Annotated in this window: 17 protein-coding genes and 2 pseudogenes; 10 read left to right on the top strand and 9 right to left on the bottom strand. The window is 60.1% G+C overall.

Going from position 1 to position 20,377, the window contains the following annotated elements; genetic code table 11:
* The first annotated feature begins 39 nt into the window (after positions 1–39).
* Genes fmt through trkA form a run of 3 tightly spaced genes read left to right on the top strand, consistent with a single transcriptional unit; the run spans position 40 to position 3,701 of the window.
* Complete coding sequence (gene fmt, locus Q8K09_RS00600; protein WP_305252959.1) at positions 40–981, top strand: methionyl-tRNA formyltransferase; 942 nt, start codon at positions 40–42, stop codon at positions 979–981.
* Between the two features lie 13 nt (positions 982–994).
* The gene (rsmB, locus tag Q8K09_RS00595) at positions 995–2,305 is read left to right on the top strand and encodes a 16S rRNA (cytosine(967)-C(5))-methyltransferase RsmB (RefSeq protein WP_305252957.1); all 1,311 of its coding nucleotides are present in this window, start codon (positions 995–997) and stop codon (positions 2,303–2,305) included.
* 22 nt (positions 2,306–2,327) lie between these two features.
* Entirely contained in the window at positions 2,328–3,701 is a 1,374-nt protein-coding gene (gene trkA / locus Q8K09_RS00590) for a Trk system potassium transporter TrkA (RefSeq protein WP_305252956.1), read from the top strand.
* 94 nt (positions 3,702–3,795) lie between these two features.
* On the opposite strand, the gene Q8K09_RS00585 is transcribed toward trkA, so the two are convergent.
* From Q8K09_RS00585 to Q8K09_RS00570, 4 genes are all read right to left on the bottom strand, one after another.
* On the bottom strand, positions 3,796–4,455 hold the full coding sequence (locus Q8K09_RS00585; protein ID WP_305252955.1) for a 7-cyano-7-deazaguanine/7-aminomethyl-7-deazaguanine transporter: 660 nt from the start codon (positions 4,453–4,455) through the stop codon (positions 3,796–3,798).
* A 153-nt stretch (positions 4,456–4,608) separates the two neighbouring features.
* Positions 4,609–4,875 (bottom strand): PilZ domain-containing protein, encoded by a 267-nt coding sequence (locus Q8K09_RS00580; RefSeq protein WP_305252954.1) that lies wholly within the window; start codon positions 4,873–4,875, stop codon positions 4,609–4,611.
* Positions 4,876–4,974: 99 nt separating this feature from the next.
* Positions 4,975–5,862, bottom strand: coding sequence for a lysophospholipid acyltransferase (locus Q8K09_RS00575; RefSeq protein WP_305252953.1), 888 nt, complete (start codon positions 5,860–5,862; stop codon positions 4,975–4,977).
* 148 nt (positions 5,863–6,010) lie between these two features.
* Positions 6,011–6,559 (bottom strand): DNA-3-methyladenine glycosylase I, encoded by a 549-nt coding sequence (locus tag Q8K09_RS00570; protein ID WP_305252952.1) that lies wholly within the window; start codon positions 6,557–6,559, stop codon positions 6,011–6,013.
* An 83-nt stretch (positions 6,560–6,642) separates the two neighbouring features.
* On the opposite strand from Q8K09_RS00570, the pseudogene glyQ reads away from it, so the two are divergent.
* From glyQ to Q8K09_RS00535, 7 genes and pseudogenes are all read left to right on the top strand, one after another.
* A pseudogene (gene glyQ, locus Q8K09_RS00565) lies at positions 6,643–7,590 on the top strand (glycine--tRNA ligase subunit alpha).
* Entirely contained in the window at positions 7,587–9,641 is a 2,055-nt protein-coding gene (gene glyS, locus Q8K09_RS00560) for a glycine--tRNA ligase subunit beta (protein WP_305252951.1), read from the top strand. The pseudogene glyQ and the gene glyS overlap by 4 nt, the downstream one beginning before the upstream one ends.
* Positions 9,642–9,754: 113 nt before the next feature.
* Positions 9,755–10,285 (top strand): D-glycero-beta-D-manno-heptose 1,7-bisphosphate 7-phosphatase, encoded by a 531-nt coding sequence (gene gmhB, locus Q8K09_RS00555; protein ID WP_370869467.1) that lies wholly within the window; start codon positions 9,755–9,757, stop codon positions 10,283–10,285.
* 26 nt (positions 10,286–10,311) lie between these two features.
* The gene (locus Q8K09_RS00550) at positions 10,312–11,085 is read left to right on the top strand and encodes a 1-acyl-sn-glycerol-3-phosphate acyltransferase (protein WP_305252950.1); all 774 of its coding nucleotides are present in this window, start codon (positions 10,312–10,314) and stop codon (positions 11,083–11,085) included.
* Positions 11,086–11,356: 271 nt separating this feature from the next.
* A complete protein-coding gene (locus Q8K09_RS00545) occupies positions 11,357–11,980 on the top strand; it encodes a CDP-alcohol phosphatidyltransferase family protein (protein ID WP_305252949.1) in 624 nt (207 codons plus the stop codon).
* Between the two features lie 118 nt (positions 11,981–12,098).
* Positions 12,099–12,719 (top strand): 1-acyl-sn-glycerol-3-phosphate acyltransferase, encoded by a 621-nt coding sequence (locus Q8K09_RS00540; RefSeq protein ID WP_305252948.1) that lies wholly within the window; start codon positions 12,099–12,101, stop codon positions 12,717–12,719.
* 1 nt (position 12,720) lies between these two features.
* Positions 12,721–13,662: a phosphatidate cytidylyltransferase gene (locus Q8K09_RS00535; RefSeq protein WP_305252947.1), complete on the top strand. Its 942-nt coding sequence runs from the start codon at positions 12,721–12,723 to the stop codon at positions 13,660–13,662.
* Between the two features lie 71 nt (positions 13,663–13,733).
* Here the strand turns inward: Q8K09_RS00535 and Q8K09_RS00530 are convergent, their stop codons facing one another.
* The 5 genes and pseudogenes from Q8K09_RS00530 to recF all read right to left on the bottom strand — a co-directional run bounded on the left by Q8K09_RS00530 (position 13,734) and on the right by recF (position 20,372).
* Positions 13,734–14,870 carry a BCCT family transporter gene (locus tag Q8K09_RS00530; RefSeq protein ID WP_305252946.1) on the bottom strand — a complete coding sequence of 379 codons (1,137 nt, stop codon included), beginning with the start codon at positions 14,868–14,870 and terminating at the stop codon, positions 13,734–13,736.
* Between the two features lie 1,313 nt (positions 14,871–16,183).
* A pseudogene (locus Q8K09_RS21215) lies at positions 16,184–16,252 on the bottom strand (type II toxin-antitoxin system mRNA interferase toxin, RelE/StbE family); the annotation flags it as partial.
* An 18-nt stretch (positions 16,253–16,270) separates the two neighbouring features.
* On the bottom strand, positions 16,271–16,510 hold the full coding sequence (locus tag Q8K09_RS00520) for a type II toxin-antitoxin system RelB/DinJ family antitoxin (RefSeq protein WP_305252945.1): 240 nt from the start codon (positions 16,508–16,510) through the stop codon (positions 16,271–16,273).
* A gap of 337 nt (positions 16,511–16,847) precedes the next feature.
* Positions 16,848–19,265, bottom strand: a complete 2,418-nt coding sequence (gyrB, locus tag Q8K09_RS00515) for a DNA topoisomerase (ATP-hydrolyzing) subunit B (protein ID WP_305252944.1) — start codon at positions 19,263–19,265, stop codon at positions 16,848–16,850.
* Positions 19,266–19,268: 3 nt separating this feature from the next.
* Positions 19,269–20,372: a DNA replication/repair protein RecF gene (gene recF, locus Q8K09_RS00510; RefSeq protein ID WP_305252943.1), complete on the bottom strand. Its 1,104-nt coding sequence runs from the start codon at positions 20,370–20,372 to the stop codon at positions 19,269–19,271.
* Positions 20,373–20,377 lie beyond the last annotated feature (5 nt).

The raw sequence follows: 20,377 nt of genomic DNA, 5'->3' as shown, positions 1-20,377 counted from the left end.
GCCTGACTGGCACATAGCCTTTTCCTTTAGCGAGCCCCCATGACTGAAGCACTGCGTATCGTCTTTGCCGGCACCCCGGAGTTCGCCGCCGAACACCTGAAGGCCCTGCTCGATAGCCCTCACCAGATCATTGCGGTGTATAGCCAGCCGGATCGCCCGGCCGGCCGCGGGCAGAAACTCGCCGCCAGCCCGGTCAAGCAGCTCGCTGTGCAGCAGCAGATTCCGGTCTATCAACCGCAAACCCTGCGCGATCCGGCGGCCCAGGCGGAGTTGGCCGCGCTCAACCCCGATTTGCTGGTGGTGGTGGCCTACGGCCTGATCCTGCCGCAGGTGGTGCTGGATATTCCGCGCCTGGGTTGCATCAACAGTCATGCCTCCTTGCTGCCGCGCTGGCGCGGTGCCGCACCGATCCAGCGCGCCATCGAGGCCGGTGATAGTCAGTCCGGGGTCACCGTGATGCAGATGGAAGCAGGCCTGGACACCGGGCCGATGCTGCTCAAAGTGTTCACGCCGATCACCGCCGACGACACCGGCGGTAGCCTGCACGACCGTCTGGCCAGCCTCGGCCCGCAGGCAGTGCTGCAGGCCATCGCGGGCCTGTCCGCCGGTACGCTGCAAGGTGAGGTGCAGGACGACAGCCTGGCGACGTACGCACACAAACTGAACAAGGACGAGGCGCGTCTCGACTGGACACGCCCGGCCGTGGAACTCGAGCGGCTGGTACGCGCGTTCAACCCCTGGCCGATCTGCCACAGCACGCTGAACGGTGAAACCTTGAAGGTGCATGCAGCCGAGCCGGGCGAGGGTGCTGGTGCCCCGGGCACCATCCTTGCGGCCGACAAACTGGGTCTGACGGTGGCCTGCGGCCAAGGTGCGCTGCGCCTAACCCGCCTGCAACTGCCCGGCGGCAAAGCGCTGAACTTCAGTGACCTGTACAACAGTCGCCGCGAGCAGTTTGCCGCGGGCCTGGTGCTGCAATGATGAGGACATACGCATGAACCCGCGTCTCGCTGCCGCACGCGCCCTGGCTGTGGTGCTCAATGGCAAGGCCTCACTGGGCAGCAGCCTGCCGCCGCTGCTGGACAAGGTCGAGGCGCGCGACCGCGGCCTGGCCCAGGATCTGGCCTTCGGTACTGCCCGCTGGCAGCCGCGCCTGGCCCTGATCGCCGAAAAACTGCTGCAAAAGCCCTTCAAGGCAGTTGATCGTGACGTCGAGGCGTTGCTGCTGATCGGTCTGTATCAGCTGTTCTATACCCGTATCCCGGCCCACGCCGCCATCGGTGAGACGGTGGCCTGTGTCGACAAGCTGAAGAAGCCGTCGCTCAAGGGCCTACTGAATGCCGTGCTGCGCAACGCCCAGCGTGAGCATGAGGCCCTGCTGGTCGAACTGGACCGCGACCCGGTGCTGCACACCGCCCATCCGCGCTGGCTGCAGAAAGCTCTGAAAGCCCAGTGGCCCGATCACTGGCAAGCCATCTGCGCGGCCAACAATGCCCATCCACCGCTGATCCTGCGGGTCAATCGGCGCCTCGGCAGCCGTGATGACTACCTGGCAGAGCTGCGGCAGAGTGGATTCGCCAGCGAACCCTGCGTGTTCAGCCATGACGGTATTCGTTTGCTCCAGGCGTGCGATGTCACCACCCTGCCGGGGTTCGCCGCAGGCCGGGTCAGCGTGCAGGATGAAGCCGCGCAACTGGCCGCCGAGCTGCTCGAACTGGCACCCGGGCAACGGGTGCTGGATGCCTGTTGCGCACCGGGCGGCAAGACCTGCCACCTGCTCGAAGCCGAACCCGCACTGGCTGGCGTGGTGGCGGTAGACTTGGAAGAGAAGCGCCTGGTGCGGGTGCGCGAAAACCTCAAGCGCCTCAACCTCGACGCCGAGCTGATCGCCGCCGACGGTCGTGATACGGCGACCTGGTGGGACGGCCAACCGTTCCAGCGGATTCTGCTCGATGCGCCGTGCTCGGCCACCGGGGTAATTCGCCGCCACCCAGACATCAAGCTGACCCGTCAGCCCTCGGATATTCCCGCACTGGCCCAGTTGCAAGGCGAGTTGCTGGATGCCCTGTGGCCGACCCTGGAAGTCGGCGGCATCCTGCTGTACGCCACCTGCTCGGTGCTGCCCATGGAAAACAGCGACACCATCGCCGCCTTTCTCGCCCGCACGCCAAGCGCCAGCGAGCTGCAGATCAGCGCTGACTTCGGCCTGCAGCCCGCTCATGGTCGCCAGCTCCTGCCGCAAATCGACGGCCATGATGGTTTTTACTATGCCAAGCTGAGCAAGATATCCGCGTCTCCCCACTGATCAGGTTTGCAGGAGCAATTACGTGAAAATCATCATTCTCGGTGCCGGTCAGGTCGGTGGCACGCTGGCAGAACACCTGGCCAGCGAGGCCAACGACATCACCGTGGTCGACACCGACGCCGACCGCCTGCGCGACCTCGGTGACCGCCTGGATATCCGCACCGTACAAGGCCGCGGCTCATTCCCCACAGTATTGCGCCAGGCCGGTGCCGACGATGCCGACATGCTGGTGGCGGTGACCAACAGCGACGAAGTCAACATGATCGCCTGTCAGGTGGCTTACAGCCTGTTCCATACCCCGACCAAGATCGCCCGCGTGCGTGAGGCTGCTTACCTGACGCGCAGTGGTTTGTTTAACAACGAGTCGATCCCGGTCGACGTGCTGATCAGCCCCGAGCAGGTGGTGACCAACTACATCAAGCGCCTCATCGAATACCCCGGCGCGCTGCAGGTGATCGACTTCGCCGATGGCAAGGCCCAGCTGGTGGCGGTCAAGGCTTACTACGGCGGCCCGCTGGTCGGCCAGCAACTGCGTCAGTTGCGCGAGCACATGCCCAATGTCGATACCCGTGTTGCGGCGATATTCCGCCGTAACCGACCGATCATTCCCCAGGGCGATACCGTGATCGAGGCCGACGACGAGGTGTTTTTCATCGCCGCCAAGGGCCACATCCGCGCGGTGATGAGCGAGATGCGCCGCCTCGAAGTCAGCTACAAAAAGGTAGTGATCGCCGGCGGCGGGCATATCGGCGAACGCCTGGCCGAGGCCATCGAGAGCCGCTACCAGGTGAAGATCATCGAGATGAACCCGGCGCGTTGCCGCTACCTCTCGGAAAACCTCGACAGCACCGTGGTCCTGCAAGGCAGCGCCTCGGACAGGGACCTGCTGGTCGAGGAGAACATCAGCGACGCCGACATCTTCCTCGCCCTGACCAATGACGACGAGGCCAATATCATGTCGTCCTTGCTGGCCAAGCGCCTCGGCGCGCGCAAGGTGATGACCCTGATCAACAACCCGGCCTATGTCGACCTGGTTCAAGGTGGCGAGATCGACATCGCCATCAGCCCGCAGCTGGCCACCATCGGCACCCTGCTGACCCACGTGCGGCGTGGCGACATCGTCAGCGTGCACTCGTTGCGCCGCGGCGCCGCCGAAGCTATCGAGGCCATTGCCCACGGCGACGCCAAGTCAAGCAAAGTGGTCGGCCGTGCCATCAGGCACATCCCGCTGCCGCCGGGCACTACCATCGGCGCGATCATCCGGGCCGAGGAAGTGCTGATTGCCCACGATGCCACGGTGATCGAATCCGGCGACCACGTGATCCTGTTCCTGGTCGACAAAAAACACATCCGCGATGTCGAACGCCTGTTCCAGGTCGGCCTGACGTTTTTCTGAGCCCCGAGGTTTTTCTGAGCCTAGGCGCGGGGGGAACGCCGAGTTCCCCCCGCCGCGGTGACACTCATTGACCCTGCGCACTCTTGCGCCGCCGTCAGCCTCGGGCAGACAGCGCCCCGCGTTTGGGCACAGCCCGGGCGATGGCGTTGAGCAGCATGCCGTAAAGCGGCACGAAAAGTATCAGGCTGACCGCCAGCTTGATCACGTAATCCACGCTGGCGATCTCGACCCAGTGCTCGGCCATGAATGGGTCGCTGCTGTGCCAGAAGGCGATGGAGAAGAAGGCGAAGGTATCCAGCAGGTTGCCCAGCACCGTCGACGCAGCCGGGGCCACCCACCATTGGCGCAGGTTGCGCAGGCGGTCGAATACCTGGATGTCCAGCAGTTGCCCGAGGGCATAGGCGATAAAACTGGCCAGGGCGATGCGCGCGACGAATACATTGAACTCCTGCAGCGCGCTTACGCCGGCAAAACTGCCGCTCTGGAACAACACGGACACCCCATAAGAGGCGACCAGCGCCGGCAGCATGACCCGCGCGATCACTTGCCGCGCCGGGCCTTTGCCGAGTAGGCGTACGGTCAGGTCGGTTGCCAGGAAGATGAACGGAAAGCTGAACGCACCCCAGGTGGTCTGCCAGCCGAACAGGGTCATGGGCAGCTGCACCAGGTAGTTGCTGGCAATGATGATGAGCATATGAAAGGCGATCAGGCCGGCTAAAACCGGGCGCCAGATCGTCGCGGGGACTGTTGGCATGGCATATCCTTTTTGAATGAGATGGGGTTAGGGAACCCATTGCGGCGGCGCTGGAGTATTCGCCGCGCGGCATTCTAGCGTTTTCTTGACCGCGGAGATAAGTTTTATTGCACGCAGCAGACGACCGGGGGATCGCAGTGGGCGAGGGGCCTTTTACTCGCGCGCAACAAAGCGCAAGCCAACGCCCTCAGGATCCGCGCGCATCACCTCCATCTGCAGCACCGGCGCCTCGATCGGCAAATCCTGCACCTGCCCAGTGACTAGCGTGCCCAATGGCAGAGCTGACAGCTGCGGGTGTTTGACATAGACGCCGCCATCGGAAAGGTCGCGGGTCTGCGCCACCACCTCACCGAAACTCGGGTGACATATCTTGATCCGGCACTTCATGGAGGTACGTGGATGCTGGCGGTTGCTGGGCATATGCGTGACTGTCCTTAGCAGGTGAAGTGCGATTAATAACGCAGAATCCCGGAAAAGCCGAATAGTTATGCTGGGCAAAGGCCAATTGAGCGCTTCAATTCAGTACCACTTCTGCTCGCCTGGCGGGCGCTTCTTGAAGCGCTTCATGCTCCACATGTACTGGCTCGGATAGGCCCGCACATACTTCTCGATGACCCTGCTCATGGCGGCCACCGCGACGTCGACATCTTCGCTGTACATATCTGCCGGCGCAGCCTCAAGGATCACCTTGAAGCCAGAGCCATCGGCCAGTCGCAAGGCATGCAGAAACACACCGCGGGCCTTGCCGCCAGTCAGCATACCGGCGACAAATTTGCTGGTCAGCGCCTGGGTCGCCAGAAAGGGCACGAACACACCCGCTGACAGGCTCGGCTCAGGGTCGGCGGGAATTCCCACGGCACCGCCTTTGCGCACTTCCTTGATGATGCTGATGATGCCTTCACGGGTCGAGGGCGCCACCCGGTTGCCCAACTGCACCCGCTGCTGGCGCAATAGCTCGTCGACCGCCTTGAGCTTGGGCGGCCGGTAGAAAATGATCGGCTTGCACTGGGCGCAATAGAAGTGGTTGAGCACTTCCCAATTGCCCAGGTGGCTGGTGATACCGACCACGCCCTTGCCGCTGGCCAGAGCCTCCTCGAGGACTTCCAGGCCCTCGACTTCACGGATCAGGCCAATCGATTTCTGTGCCGGCCAGATCCAGGCGCAGGCGCTTTCGGTGAAGGTCTTGCCGATGTCCTTGAGGCTCTGACCGACCAGGCGCTCACGCGCAGCCTCGTCCAGTTCGGGGAAGCACTTGGCCAGGTTGATCCGCACCACCTCGCGCGAGCTGTTCGGCAGCTTCCACATCAACCAACCAATCGCTGCGCCCACGGCCTGCACCGCACGCCAGGGTAGTAGGGCGAACAGGCGCAAAAACCCCACAACCAAGGCACCTTTGAGCTTTTCCACAGGCCACTCCACAGGTCAAAAAGGCACTTATTGTAACCAGAGACACGGGTTGCTGCTGCGCGCAGCGAAATCCGACAACGGTAAGCATTTCCACTCGCGGTAAACCCGCGACCAGATTACCCGGCAGGCAACACCCATAACGTTCCCCCTACACCAGCACGGCATAGCGGTCACAGTCGGTGGTGTGATCCATGACCATCCCCGTGGCTTGCATATAGGCATAACAGATGGTCGGGCCGACGAAGGTGAAGCCGGCCTTCTTCAGCGCGCGGCTCATGACTTCAGCCTCAGGGGTGATGGCCGGCACCTGGCTGCGCTGGTTGAAGTGATTGATCATTGGCGCGCCGCCGACAAACGACCAGAGCAGCGCCCGCGGGTCCTCCAGCCGGAGCCAGGCCTGGGCATTCTGCCGCGCGGCCTTGAGCTTCAGGCGGTTGCGGATGATCCCGGCGTCCTGCATCAGGCTTTCCAGGTATTCATCGCTCATCACGGCCAGACGCTGGGGATCGAAGCCGAACAGCACCTCGCGGTAGCGTTCGCGCTTCTTCAGCACGGTTATCCAGGACAAACCGGCCTGGAAGCCCTCCAGCAGCAGTAACTCGAACAAGGCCTGGGGATCGTACTGCGGCACACCCCATTCCTGATCGTGATAGGCCTGGTAGAGCGGATCGTCGGTACACCAGAAGCAGCGGGGCATAGGGCCTTCCTGGGCGGTGGAGGCCGCATGGATTGGGGTATACTGCCGCCCTTTCTGTCGCAGCCCCAACAGGTGAATTTTCCGTGAGCCAGACTACGCCTGCCGTGCGCACCTTCCAAGACTTGATCCTCACCCTGCAACAATACTGGGCCGAGCAAGGTTGTGTGGTGATGCAGCCTTACGATATGGAAGTGGGCGCCGGCACCTTCCACACTGCCACTTTCCTGCGCGCCATCGGCCCGGAGACCTGGAACGCTGCCTACGTGCAGCCCTCCCGTCGCCCCACCGACGGCCGCTATGGCGAGAACCCCAACCGCCTGCAGCATTACTACCAGTTCCAGGTGGTGCTCAAACCCAACCCGGAAAACTTTCAGGAGCTGTACTTAGGCTCGCTGCAGGCCATCGGCATCGATCCGCTGGTGCATGACATCCGCTTCGTCGAAGACAACTGGGAATCGCCGACCCTCGGCGCTTGGGGTCTGGGCTTGGAAATCTGGCTGAACGGCATGTAAGTCACCCAGTTCACCTACTTCCAGCAAGTCGGTGGCATCGAGTGCTACCCGGTGACCGGCGAGATCACCTACGGTCTTGAGCGCCTGGCCATGTACATTCAGGGCGTCGACTCGGTGTACGACCTGGTGTGGACCGACGGCAAGTTTGGCAAGGTCACCTATGGCGATGTGTTCCACCAGAACGAGGTGGAGCAATCGACCTACAACTTCGAACACGCCAATGTCGAGAAGCTGTTCGAGCTGTTCGACTTCTATGAGTCGGAAGCCAATCGCCTGATCGAGCTGGAACTGCCGCTGCCGACCTACGAGATGGTGCTCAAAGCCTCGCACACCTTCAACCTGCTGGATGCCCGCCGCGCCATTTCGGTCACCGCACGCCAGCAATACATCCTGCGCGTACGTGCCCTGGCCCGCGCCGTGGCGCAGAGCTACCTGCAAGCACGACGCAAACTCGGCTTCCCGCTCGCCGCCCCGGACCTGCGTGATGAAGTATTGGCTAAGCTGGAGGCAGCAGAATGAGTGCGCACGACTTTCTGGTAGAACTGGGCACCGAAGAGCTGCCGCCGAAATCCTTGAACACCCTGGGCCAGGCCTTTCTCGCCGGCATCGAAAAAGGCCTGAAGGCCGCCGGCCTGAGCTATGGCCAGGTGCGCTACTACGCCGCGCCACGGCGTCTCGCGGTGCTGGTCGAGCAGCTTGAAGAACAGCAAGCCGATCGCATCCAGAACCTCGATGGCCCGCCCGTGCAGGCAGCCTTCGACAAGGAAGGCAATCCGACCCAGGCGGCGCTGGGCTTCGCCAAGAAATGTGGCGTCGATCTGGCCGAGATCGACCAGAGCGGGCCCAAACTGAAATTCAGCCAGCGCATCCCCGGCCAGGCCGCTGTCGGCCTGCTGCCCGGCATCGTCGAAACCTCGCTGAACGAGCTGCCGATCCCCAAGCGCATGCGCTGGGGCGCGCGCAAGACCGAATTCGTCCGTCCGAGCCAGTGGCTGGTGATGCTGTTCGGTGACAACGTGATCGACTGCGAAATCCTCGCCCAGACATCCGGTCGGGTATCGCGCGGTCACCGCTTCCACGCCAACCACGAGGTGCGCATCTCGGCGCCGGCCAACTACGCCGAAGACCTGCGCAGCGCCTATGTGATTGCCGATTTCGCCGAGCGGCGTGCGCAGATCGCCACGCGCATCGCACAATTGGCCAGCGAACAGCAGGGCACGGCGATAGTGCCGCCCGCGCTGCTGGATGAAGTCAGTGCCCTGGTCGAATGGCCGGTGCCGCTGGTCTGCTCCTTCGAGGAGCGCTTCCTCGAGGTGCCGCAGGAAGCGCTGATCATCACCATGCAGGACAACCAGAAGTACTTCTGCCTGCTCGATGCCAACGGCAAGCTGCTGCCGCGCTTCATTACTGTGGCCAACATCGAGAGCAAAGATCCACAGCAGATCATCTCCGGCAACGAAAAGGTGGTGCGTCCGCGCCTGACCGACGCCGAGTTCTTCTTCAAGCAGGACCAGAAGCACAAGCTCGAGACCCTCAACCAGCGCCTGGCCAACGTGGTGTTTCAGGCCCAGCTCGGCTCGGTCTTTGACAAAGCCAAGCGAGTCTCGGCCCTGGCTGGTTTCATCGCCCAGCGCATCGGCGGCGACGCTGCGCGTGCCGCGCGTGCCGGCCTGCTGTGCAAGTGCGACCTGGCCAGCGAGATGGTCGGCGAGTTCCCGGAAATGCAGGGCATCGCCGGTTACTACTACGCCAAGCATGACGGCGAAGCGCAAGACGTCGCCCTGGCGCTCAACGAGCATTACATGCCGCGTGGTGCCGGCGCCGAGCTGCCGAGCACCCTGACCGGTGCATCCGTGGCCCTGGCCGACAAGCTCGACACCCTGGTCGGCATCTTCGGCATCGGTATGTTGCCCACCGGCAGCAAGGACCCCTACGCCCTGCGTCGTGCAGCCCTCGGTGTGCTGCGTATTCTGATCGAGAAACAGTTGGATCTGGATCTGGTGGCCACCGTCGCCTTTGCCATCGAGCAGTTCGATGGCAAAGTCAAAGCCGGCGATCTGGCGTCCCAGGTGCAGGACTTCATCTTCGATCGCCTGCGTGCGCGTTATGAAGACGAAGGTGTCGAGGTCGCCGTGTATCAGGCTGTGCGCGCGGTCAATCCGGTCTCACCGCTGGACTTCGACCAGCGCGTGCAGGCTGTGCAGGCCTTCCGCAAACTGCCTGAGGCGGCAGCCCTGGCTGCCGCCAACAAGCGCGTGTCCAATCTGCTGGGCAAGGCCGAGGGTCAGGTCGCCGCAAGCATCCAGGCCCACCACTTCGATACGCCGAGCGAGTTCACCCTCAACGCCGCCATCCAGCAGGCCGAACAGGCCGTCCAGCCACTGGCTGCAGCGCGGCAGTACAGCGCCGCCCTGGCGCAACTGGCCAGCCTGCGCGAACCGGTCGACGCCTTCTTCGAGTCGGTGCTGGTCAACGCCGAAGACCCGGCAGTGCGGGCCAACCGCTATGCCCTGCTGGCGAAGTTGCGTGGCCTGTTCCTTGGCGTGGCCGATATCTCGGTGCTGAGCTGACGCTTGCCTGCCTGATCGAAGGATGAGTCGAGCCGCGCAGTTTGAGCGCGGCGATACCCACCATCACCCTTCGCCGGGTTGCGGCCAACACCGCAACCCGGCACGGACGCCCCATGAAATTGCTGATTCTCGACCGCGACGGTGTAATCAATTACGACTCCGACGCCTATATCAAAACCCTCGATGAGTGGATTCCGCTGCCCGGTGCAGTCGAGGCCATCGCGCGCTTGTCCAGGGCCGGCTGGACGGTCGCAGTGGCCACCAACCAGTCAGGCTTAGCGCGCGGCTATTACGACCAGACGGCGCTCGACGCCATGCACGCGCGCCTGCACCAGCTGGTCGCCGAGCAGGGCGGCGAACTGGGACTGATCGTGCATTGCCCACATGGCCCGGATGACGGCTGCGACTGCCGCAAGCCAAAGCCCGGTATGCTCCTGCAAATCGCGGCGCATTACGGGGTCAGCCTGGCCGGCGTGTGGTTTGTCGGTGACAGCAGCGGTGACCTTAACGCCGCGCTGGCCGTCGGTTGTCAGCCGGTATTGGTCAAGACCGGCAAGGGCCTGCTGACCCTGGCCAAGCCATTGCCTGCGGGCACCCTGGTATTCGATGATCTGGCGGCGGTCGCCAGCCAACTAATTCACTGAAATAAAGCCGGACGGTAAACGCTCCCATGTCGACACTGCAGACCCTCAGAACCTTCCTCTTCTACCTGTTGCTGTCTGTCAGCGCGTGTTTGTGGTGCATCCTCAGCGTATTCGTCGCGCCCTTCCTGCCGTTTCGGGCGCGCTACCGTTTCGTCAACCAGGCCTGGTGCAGCTGTGCCGTCTGGCTGGCCAAGGTGGTGATGGGCATCCGCTATGAAGTCAAAGGCCTGGAGAACATCCCGCAACGGCCGTGCGTGATTCTCGCCAAGCACCAGAGCACCTGGGAGACCTTCTTCCTCTCGGCGCTGTTCGAACCACTGAGCCAGGTGATCAAGCGCGAACTGCTTTATGTGCCGTTCTTTGGCTGGTCGATGGCCATGCTCAAACCCATCGCCATCGACCGCAGTAACCCCAAAGCGGCGCTCAAGCAACTGGCCAAGCAGGGCCACGAGCGCCTGGAGCAGGGCGCCTGGGTATTGATCTTCCCGGAAGGCACGCGGATCGCCACCGGCCAGATCGGCAAATTCTCCCGTGGCGGCGCTTCGCTGGCGGTCAACGCCAACCTGCCGGTGTTGCCCATCGCCCATAACGCCGGCGAGTTCTGGCCCAAAGAGGGCTGGGGCAAAATCCCCGGCACCATTCAGGTGGTGATAGGCCCGGCCATGCACGCCGAAGGCACAGGCCCACGGGCAATTGCCGAGTTGAATGAGCGCGCTTTCGCCTGGGTCAGCCAGGCACAGCGCGATATCGGCGCGCTGGCTGCTGAAAGTGCTGCCTGCGACGTCAGCAAAAGCATCTAGCAGCGCTTGTATTCGGCATGATGGGCAATCTGTACTGATCGGCATAAATTGTGGATAAGCTGTGCGTAAAATATCGAAAAAATCTCATTATTCGATATAACTAGCTGATTATTAAACACTTTAAAAAGAGCCTTGAATGCTTGGTATCTGGGCATAAGTTTTCACCCGTCTGGATAATCGGGCACTGGCGCACAGTTTTGAACGACAGCTGAATAGGCAAAACGGCTAAGCTGTTTGGACAGGCAACTGCATTGAAAGGGAATTCAACTCCATGCTGTCCATCTATCAGCTCAAGCCCGCTTTCCAGAACCTGCTGCGCCCGGGCGTAAAGCACCTTTACGACAAAGGCGTGACGGCCAATCAGGTCACCCTGTTCGCCGCCGTGGTCTCCGTGCTGCTTGGCAGCCTGCTGCTGGCCTTGCATCAGCACACCTGGTTGTTCGCCCTGATCCCACTGTGGATGCTGCTGCGCATGGCGCTGAATGCCGTCGACGGCATGCTCGCCCGCGAGTTCGGCCAACAGTCGCGGCTCGGTGCCTACCTCAATGAACTCAGCGACCTGATCGCCGACAGCGCGCTGTATCTGCCCTTCGCCTTGCTCCCCGGAGTGTCGCCGCTGCTGGTCGTGCTGGTCGTGCTGCTGGCCCTGACCAGCGAATACGCCGGCGTGCTCGGGCCCATGGTCGGCGCCTCGCGCCGCTATGACGGCCCCATGGGCAAGAGCGACCGCGCCTTCTGTTTCGGTGTACTGGGAGCCGGCGTGGCCAGCGGATTGCTGCCCGCTGCCTGGCTCAATGGCCTGCTCGCGGTGATTCTCGCGCTGTTGCTCTACACCCTCTATAACCGCGTACGCCAGGGCCTGGGGGAAGCGGCACGGCCAACTGCTTCGCAATAAGGATGTCTCGATAGTGTCGGCGTAGAGCTGCCCTGTCCAATGCCCTCGTCTGCACGCGGCCAACCAGGCGAACGAATCAATCATTCCCGGCTTTCAATCACTGGATAAGGAGTCGTCCATGCTCGCGTCCCTCACCGCGTTCGTCATCACCTCGGCTGCACGCCTGCTCACCGGTGCCCGCGCACTGTGGCTGGGTTGCACGCCACAGCCCGTGCAGCGGCTGTATTACGCCAACCACAGCAGCCACGGCGATTTCGTATTGCTCTGGGCCTCGCTACCGGATGAACTGCGCCGCCGCACCCGACCGGTGGCCGGGGCCGATTACTGGCAACGCGACGGCCTGCGCCGCTACCTCATCAACAAAGTATTCAACGGCGTACTGATCGACCGCGAGCGCGCGACGCCGGAAGCCAACCCATTGCAGCCGATGCTCGATGCTCTGGATCAAGGCGACTCATTGATCCTCTTCCCAGAAGGCACACGCAATCTGGAGGACGGCCTGCTGCCGTTCAAAAGCGGCCTGTACCACTTGACCCGGCTGCGTCCTGACATCGAACTGGTGCCGGTGTGGATCGCCAATCTCAATCGGGTCATGCCCAAGGGCAGGGCCCTGCCGTTGCCGCTGCTGTGCACCCTGAGTTTCGGCACGCCGCTGGAACATCTGCAGGATGAAAGCAAGCAGGCGTTCCTCGAACGCGCCCGTAACGCCTTATTGGCCCTAGCTCCTGAGGAGGCTTGAGATGGATAACAACACCCTGCTGCTGTTCGCCGGTATCGGCGCGCTGTTATTGCTCGCCTCGGCCATTGGCTATTTCCTCAAGCGGCGCAGTGGCGACAGCCCCAATCCGGTAATCGATAACCTCAATGCGCGGATCAATGCCTGGTGGGTCATGGTGCTGGTGATCGGCATCGCCTTTCTGTTCGGCAACCTGGGCGTGATCCTGCTGTTCTACTTCGTCTCGTTCTACGCCCTGCGCGAGTTCATGACCCTGACGCCCACGCGGCGCAGCGACTACCCGGCGCTGGTCGCAGCCTTCTACTTCGCGCTGCCCATGCAGTACCTGCTGATCGCCTTCGACTGGTACGGCCTGTTCGCCATCTTTATCCCGGTGTACCTGTTCCTGCTGCTGCCGATCCTGGCGTCCCTGGGCGGCGACACCACGCGCTTTCTCGAACGCGCGTCAAAGGTGCAGTGGGGCCTGATGATCGCGGTGTACTGCATCTCCTCGGTGCCCGCGCTGCTGACCCTGGACATCCCCGGCTATGAAGGGCGCAACCTGCTGCTGATCGCCTGGCTGATCATCGTGGTGCAGCTGTCCGATGTGCTGCAGTACGTCTGCGGCAAGTTGTTCGGCAAGCACAAGATCGCGCCGCGTCTGTCACCGTCGAAAACTGTCGAAGGCTTTATCGGCGGCGTTAGCCTGTCCTGCCTGATCGGCGCGCTGCTGTGCTGGATCACCCCGTTCAACTTCTGGCAGGCCGCCTTGATGGCCCTGACCGTCAACCTGCTGGGCTTTGCCGGCGGCCTGGTAATGTCGGCGATCAAACGCGACCGCGGGGTGAAGGACTGGGGCCATATGATCGAAGGCCACGGCGGCATGCTCGACCGCCTGGACTCGGTATGTTTCGCCGCGCCGATCTTCTTCCACTTCGTGCGCTACTGGTGGGTGCCGCTGGCCTAGCGATTTATCCATGGTCGTCTATTCGACTGCAGCGAAGCTGGATTTGCCTTACCGCAAATTCAGCCAGCGCTTCAGTCATTGATCGCCGCCAACGCCGGTCGATGGCGCCAGACAATGGTCGTAATGGCAGCCGCATACAGGCCAATCACCACCAGCCCCACCGACTGAATCTCGAACGGGGTGAATTTGAACAGCAGAACCAGCGCCGCCAAGACACTCACGTTAAGCAGAATGAACCTCGGCCGCCCCAGCTTCTCGACCTTGATCCCCAGATTATCGGTGTACAAACGCACCAGAGAATCGACCGAGTTGATCACGAAGATAACCCCCACCGTAACCATCGCCAACTTCAGGAGCAGGGTGATCTCAATGGCGTTGGCAAAGTAGTAGTACAAGACGGAGAACCATATCGCCAACGGAATAGAAGGGATGATCAGCAACGCCAGCAGCAATTGATACGTCTTCAAACCGCCGACAAAGCGCGAAACGAACTGCCCGATCATCACGCTCCAGGCGAACCACCAAAACAGGTAGAAGGCGTGGTAATCGCTCAGCGGCAGGATGAATTCATGCAACTCGGCGAAGTAGCCGGTACCGATCGCAGAAGCGGCCTCGGCGGCGTAGCTTGCATCGGCATCCATCCACCACCACATCCCGGCAATCAGGGCGAAGAACAACCAGGTCGAAGCGACGCTGAGGATCTTCAGGTACTTGATATCCGTACTCGAATAGACCGCCGCCAACAGAATCAGGAACACCACCAGATACCCCCAGGCTTCGCTAAGTTCCGGGGCATACCAGGCGATGTTCACCAGGAACAGATAGGCCGTGAAGGCACAGGTCGAGATGATCACCAGGTTATTGATGATCTTTACCGGTTTCAGTTCGAAGAACTTCACCCGCGGCTCGATCACGCAAAAGTAGAAGGTGGTGATGAAGTAAAACACCCAGATTAGAAAGCCCCAGAAGCCGAACCCGACAGCCAATGGGTTGGAGAACTGATATTGCGCATCCTCGGCGTAGACCGGGAACTCGGTCAGCGGAAAGATGATCAGGCCCATGTCCAGACCCGAGGTGAACAGAATCGCCATGAAGGTCAACAACCCCACCGGCTCAGAGCCATGACAGCGCTCATTACCCCAGCGTACCAGGACATACAAAGTGATAAGCAAAAGCGTGATGATCGCGCCCGACAAAACAATAGTCATAAAGGTCCTATGCCCAGCGCCTCGCCTGATACTGAGGGTCTGGAGCAACCTTCAGGTCGGCTTCGGCGTCGTGCTTGTAATTGTTCAATGGACTGCTTGCGGATTGCCCCTTATCTGCTTGGGCAAGGCAGTGCGGTGAAATCATGGCAGTGCAGGTTCACGGCTCAACGCTAGGTGATGGCAAGGCATCCGGGTAGTGGACCGCCAGCATATTCAGCTCTCGGCTTGGCTGCGTCTTCGCTGACTTGGGCCTCACCGTTATGCTGTCGTTTGCTGAAATCCGCTGCATTTCTGCGGACGACATCTTTTATCCTGTCTCCGGCCAGGTCATGTCATTGCGCGGGCGTTTAGTTGAGGGGCGGGGAGGGGAGCCATCAGCTTTTTTTGTGGCAGCGTCCTGCTGCAGGACTAATTAGAACGTCTATATGGCGACAGGTTCCAACAGACGGCTGGATCGCTCAGCCACTGCACCTTCACAACCCCTGCCTTTTCACATCTGACGAGCGGCAGCGAGAGGAGCATCGCCCAACTGGGCATCAGGTGTTACGACGGCCGTCGCCGGGTAACGTAACTGAGTGATACGGAAACAGATCAGCCGACTTTCTATCCGGCTGAAAAACCGATAACTTTACAAACCATTGATATATAACAATATTTAATAACTGGCACGGGCTGTGCTATATCAACGGTAGAACAACAATAAGAACAACAATAAGAACAGCAAGAAGAAAAACATCTCGACTCTGGCAAAACAAAAAAAACACCACAGAGAAGTAGCCAACAGATTTTTTTGGAGAGTGTGTGTTGTTCCGGGATTCATAACCGGCAACCAGTTATAGAACAATAAAACTACCCTGAGGTAGCCCGTCCTGGTTGGATCACCTAGTGACAATGGCAGTACCAGCAACCAAAAAAATACGTTTGCCCTTGATCCCTCTTGGGGATCTGATGAAAAAAAGCCGATCGCTAATAACAACAACAGATCGCTACATAATAAAAACAAAGCACACGTCACCTATTCGAGGGGAGCCCAGGCTCCCCTCAGTGCTTTCTGGCTTTCCCATCTTCAGCAGGGTCAAGCCATCGGTCTTCCACTCTCCTAATCAGCGACCCGCGCTCTACAATGCGGTGTTGCGTCGCACAATAGCTCCGGGCTTACCGAGTCCTCCTGCCCTGCACACAGTCGCGTATTAGCCTGTCGTGCCCAGCAACTCCATTGAGCTGGACCAGCTAGCCTATTGGCTTATAGCCGGCTTGGCGTTTGCTCCACATCCGCAGCAAGGCCGCTGCCGGTCATCGATACGCAGATTGCGCAATATATCAGCGCACTTTTTCTTGAGCTGCTGGCGAGCGATATCACCCAGCTTTTGCCATTCCTGCAGTGCCGCATCAAACTCAGGCTATAGGTCATCCAGCGCAACCTTTACGCGCTGAGGACTTGCCTGACGTTGACGAACCGTGACGATTAACGCTTCATCTTCCTCGGCCGTCAGCCCTGGACGAAATGGCAGCTGGCCTCGATCAGCCACATACTGCAAGGCTTGGCGCATCAGCTCGGAAGGGGTAACGCCAAGTCGTTCCAGCTCACGGAAAGCGCGAGCTTTAAGCTCGTCGTCGATGTGAATGTGTATGGACGCCATGACCGGGTACTCACTGTGATGACACTTGTCATCAAGATTTCACCCTTACAGGTGTTTGGCAACAAGTCGATCAGCGACCGGGCCATCCACTGATCAGTTGCGGGATGACTGATAAACCACACCCCCAGTGACTGGTTCCCAGGATTAGCTGCATTACTAGCAAAGCGTGCTGTGGTCGGAACCAGACTGTACAAGTTGGCGTTACCTGGAGCCTGGAAAATCTCCCCCTTTAACGCTAAAACCCCGGCAGACTTTAGGTCTGCCGGGGTTTTTTAGTAGAGCAGTGGGCCGTTAACTTTGACCGAATTGGCGATTAACTTTGCCCACCTACACCATGTCAGAAGTCCAGGTTTGATACCGCCAAAGCGTTGGCCTCGATGAATTCCCGGCGTGGCTCCACCGCATCACCCATCAAGGTGTTGAAGATCTGATCCGCACCAATGGCGTCTTCGATCGTCACCTTGAGCATGCGACGTACGTCGGGGTCCATGGTGGTTTCCCACAGTTGGTTCGGGTTCATTTCACCGAGACCCTTGTAACGCTGGATGCTGTGGCGCTTAGTGCTCTCGGTCATCAACCAGCCCAAGGCATCCTTGAAGGTGGTTACTGGTTTCTTGCGCTCGCCGCGCTGCACGTAGGCGCCTTCTTCCAGCAGGCTGTTCAGTTGGTCGCCCAAGCTGGTAACGGTCTTGTAGTCATTACTGGCGAAGAAGTCGCGGTTGAAAGTGATGTAGCTGGAAACCCCATGGGAAATCAGCTCGACCTGCGGGAGCCAGAGGTGGCGCTCCTGATCTTCCTGCAGCCGGGTCTTGTATACCAGGCCGGACTTTTCCATACCTTTCAGGCGCGCATCAAGCAGGCCTAACCAGACGTGCATGGCATCCTTGTCAGCCAGCTGTTCGATGCTGACACGGGGGATGTAGACGAAGTGTTCGGTCAGCTCGATAGGGTACAAACGCGACAAGCGATTGAGTGTCTTCATCACCAGCCGGTAGTCGTTGACCAAGCGCTCCAACGACGCACCAGACAGGCCGGGCGCGCTTTCATTGACGTGCAGGCTGGCATCTTCCAGGGCCGACTGGGTCATGTATTCCTCCATGGCCTCGTCGTCCTTGATGTACTGCTCCTGCTTACCCTTCTTGACCTTGTACAACGGCGGCTGAGCGATATAGATGTATCCGCGCTCGACCAGCTCTGGCAACTGACGGAAGAAGAAAGTCAGCAGCAGGGTACGGATGTGCGAGCCGTCGACGTCGGCGTCGGTCATGATGATGATGTTGTGGTAACGCAACTTGTCGATGTTGTACTCATCGCGCCCGATACCGCAACCGAGCGCGGTGATCAGCGTGCCGACTTCCTGGGAAGAAATCATCTTGTCGAAGCGGGCTTTCTCGACGTTGAGGATCTTGCCCTTGAGCGGCAGGATCGCCTGGGTCTTGCGGTTACGGCCCTGCTTGGCAGAACCGCCCGCGGAGTCCCCTTCCACGATGTAGAGTTCGGATAGGGCAGGGTCTTTTTCCTGGCAGTCAGCCAGCTTGCCAGGCAGGCCGGCGATATCCAGCGCGCCTTTACGGCGGGTCATTTCCCGCGCTTTGCGAGCGGCTTCACGGGCGCGGGCAGCATCGATCATCTTGCCGACAACAGCCCTGGCTTCACTCGGGTTCTCCAACAGGAAGTCAGAGAAGTGCTTGCCCATTTCCTGCTCGACTGCGGTTTTCACTTCAGAGGAGACCAGCTTGTCTTTGGTCTGCGAACTGAACTTGGGATCCGGCACTTTCACCGAAATGATCGCAGTCAAACCTTCGCGCGCATCGTCGCCAGTGGTGGCGATTTTGTGTTTCTTGGCCAGACCTTCCTGCTCGATATAGGCATTCAGGTTACGCGTCAGTGCCGAACGGAAACCGGCGAGGTGAGTGCCACCATCGCGCTGTGGGATGTTATTGGTGAAGCACAGCAGGTTTTCGTTGAAGCTGTCGTTCCACTGCAGGGCCACTTCAACGCCGATACCGTCCTCGCGCTGCATGTTGAAGTGGAACACCTGATTGACCGCAGTCTTGTTGATATTCAGGTACTCGACGAAGGCGCGTAGACCGCCTTCGTACTTGAACAGCTCTTCTTTGCCGCTGCGCTCGTCCTTGAGGACGATACCGACACCGGAGTTGAGGAACGACAGTTCGCGCAGACGCTTGGCCAGAATATCCCAGCTGTAATGGATATTGGCGAAGGTTTCCGCAGACGGCTTAAAGTGGATCTGGGTACCCGTAGTCTCGGAGTCGCCAACAATCCGCATAGGTTCTTGCGGCACGCCGTGGATGTAGGTCTGTTCCCATATGTGGCCACTGCGGCGCACGGTAAGCAGCAAGTGCTCGGAAAGGGCGTTAACCACCGACACGCCGACACCGTGCAAACCACCGGATACTTTATAAGAGTTGTCGTCGAACTTACCGCCAGCGTGCAGCACGGTCATGATGACCTCTGCGGCGGAAATACCTTCTTCCTTGTGAATGTCCACCGGAATGCCACGACCGTTGTCACTCACGCTGATCGATTCATCGGGGTGGATGGTAATGGTGATGTCGCTGCAATGACCTGCCAGCGCTTCATCGATCGAGTTGTCGACCACCTCGAAGACCATGTGGTGCAGACCGCTACCGTCATCGGTATCACCGATGTACATACCAGGCCGCTTGCGTACGGCATCCAGGCCTTTCAAGACCTTGATGTTATTGGAGTCGTACGTTTGGTTTTCGCTCATGCTTCACTCCCGGTGGTCGTGGGTCTGGGTGATACGGCCATGTTCCACGTGGAACATGGCAACGGGCGTATCCGTGCGCCAGCCTTCCCTCAACAATTCATGGTCTACACAGGTGATAAACACCTGGCAGTGCAAGTCTTCCAACAAACGACACAAGGCGCGACGGTGCTGTTCATCCAGTTCTGACGGCAAGTCATCCACCAGATAAATGCATTGCCCGCGCTTGGCCTGATTAACTAAATGGCCCTGAGCAATGCGCAGGGCACAAATGACCAGCTTTTGCTGACCTCGCGACAGTATCTCGGCAGCGCTGTGGGCTGCTAGACGTAGTCTGAGATCGGCTCGCTGGGGTCCAGCCTGGGTGTGGCCTATTTGTTGATCGCGCTGAAGAGAAGTGGCAAGTACGTCACTCAGCTCGCGCTCCTTGTCCCAGCCGCGGTAATAACTGAGGGTCAAACCTTCCAGCTCCAACAGCTCACTCAGCGTACGCTCGAATACCGGCTTCAGAGCCTTGATGTAGGCTCTGCGATACTCATCTATCTCGTTGCTGGCAAGGCACAGCTCACGATCCCAGGCGGCCTGCGAAGCGGCGTCAAGTGTACCATGCCGCAGCCATGAGTTTCGCTGCCGCAGGGCCTTCTGCAAGCGCTGCCAGGCTGGCATGAAGCGAGGTTCCACGTGGAACACTCCCCAATCGAGAAACTGCCGCCTAACCTTGGGCGCGCCTTCAAGCAGGCGGAAACTGTCCGGGTTGATTAGTTGTAATGGCAATGCTTCAGCCAACTGGGCAGCGCTACGGGCATTCTGTCCGTCAATACGAATCTGCAACTCGCCCTGACGATCACGAGAAATGCCGAGACTACTTTGTCGGCCATCCGCCAGTTGCACTTCACCAAAAACCGTACAGGCAAGTTGCTCGTACTGAATCATTGGCAGCAATCGTATGCTTCGAAATGAGCGGGCCAAACCAAGCAGATAAACGGCTTCCAGCACACTGGTTTTGCCGCTGCCATTGGCACCGTGGAGAATATTGATACGCGGGGAGGGGAAGAGGGTCACTGGGTGCAAATTACGCACCGCAGTGACCATGACGCGGGTAAGGGACATTTAGC

The sequence above is a fragment of the Pseudomonas sp. genome, from assembly GCF_030683065.1.
GTDB lineage: Bacteria > Pseudomonadota > Gammaproteobacteria > Pseudomonadales > Pseudomonadaceae > Aquipseudomonas.
The sequence above is the reverse complement of the archived record's forward strand: the minus strand, read 5'-3'. Positions and strand labels throughout refer to the sequence as shown.

Bases quoted from the DNA above. Each gene is read 5' to 3' on its own strand.
- fmt (WP_305252959.1), top strand. From the start codon at position 40: ATGACTGAAGCACTGCGTATCGTCTTTGCCGGCACCCCGGAGTTCGCC.
- Q8K09_RS00570 (WP_305252952.1), bottom strand. From the start codon at position 6,559: ATGCCCCGCTGCTTCTGGTGTACCGACGATCCGCTCTACCAGGCCTAT.
- recF (WP_305252943.1), bottom strand. From the start codon at position 20,372: ATGTCCCTTACCCGCGTCATGGTCACTGCGGTGCGTAATTTGCACCCA.
- Q8K09_RS00540 (WP_305252948.1), top strand. From the start codon at position 12,099: ATGCTCGCGTCCCTCACCGCGTTCGTCATCACCTCGGCTGCACGCCTG.
- Q8K09_RS00585 (WP_305252955.1), bottom strand. From the start codon at position 4,455: ATGCCAACAGTCCCCGCGACGATCTGGCGCCCGGTTTTAGCCGGCCTG.
- Q8K09_RS00580 (WP_305252954.1), bottom strand. From the start codon at position 4,875: ATGCCCAGCAACCGCCAGCATCCACGTACCTCCATGAAGTGCCGGATC.
- Q8K09_RS00550 (WP_305252950.1), top strand. From the start codon at position 10,312: ATGTCGACACTGCAGACCCTCAGAACCTTCCTCTTCTACCTGTTGCTG.
- rsmB (WP_305252957.1), top strand. From the start codon at position 995: ATGAACCCGCGTCTCGCTGCCGCACGCGCCCTGGCTGTGGTGCTCAAT.
- Q8K09_RS00530 (WP_305252946.1), bottom strand. From the start codon at position 14,870: ATGACTATTGTTTTGTCGGGCGCGATCATCACGCTTTTGCTTATCACT.
- Q8K09_RS00545 (WP_305252949.1), top strand. From the start codon at position 11,357: ATGCTGTCCATCTATCAGCTCAAGCCCGCTTTCCAGAACCTGCTGCGC.
- Q8K09_RS00520 (WP_305252945.1), bottom strand. From the start codon at position 16,510: ATGGCGTCCATACACATTCACATCGACGACGAGCTTAAAGCTCGCGCT.
- gyrB (WP_305252944.1), bottom strand. From the start codon at position 19,265: ATGAGCGAAAACCAAACGTACGACTCCAATAACATCAAGGTCTTGAAA.
- Q8K09_RS00535 (WP_305252947.1), top strand. From the start codon at position 12,721: ATGGATAACAACACCCTGCTGCTGTTCGCCGGTATCGGCGCGCTGTTA.
- gmhB (WP_370869467.1), top strand. From the start codon at position 9,755: ATGAAATTGCTGATTCTCGACCGCGACGGTGTAATCAATTACGACTCC.
- glyS (WP_305252951.1), top strand. From the start codon at position 7,587: ATGAGTGCGCACGACTTTCTGGTAGAACTGGGCACCGAAGAGCTGCCG.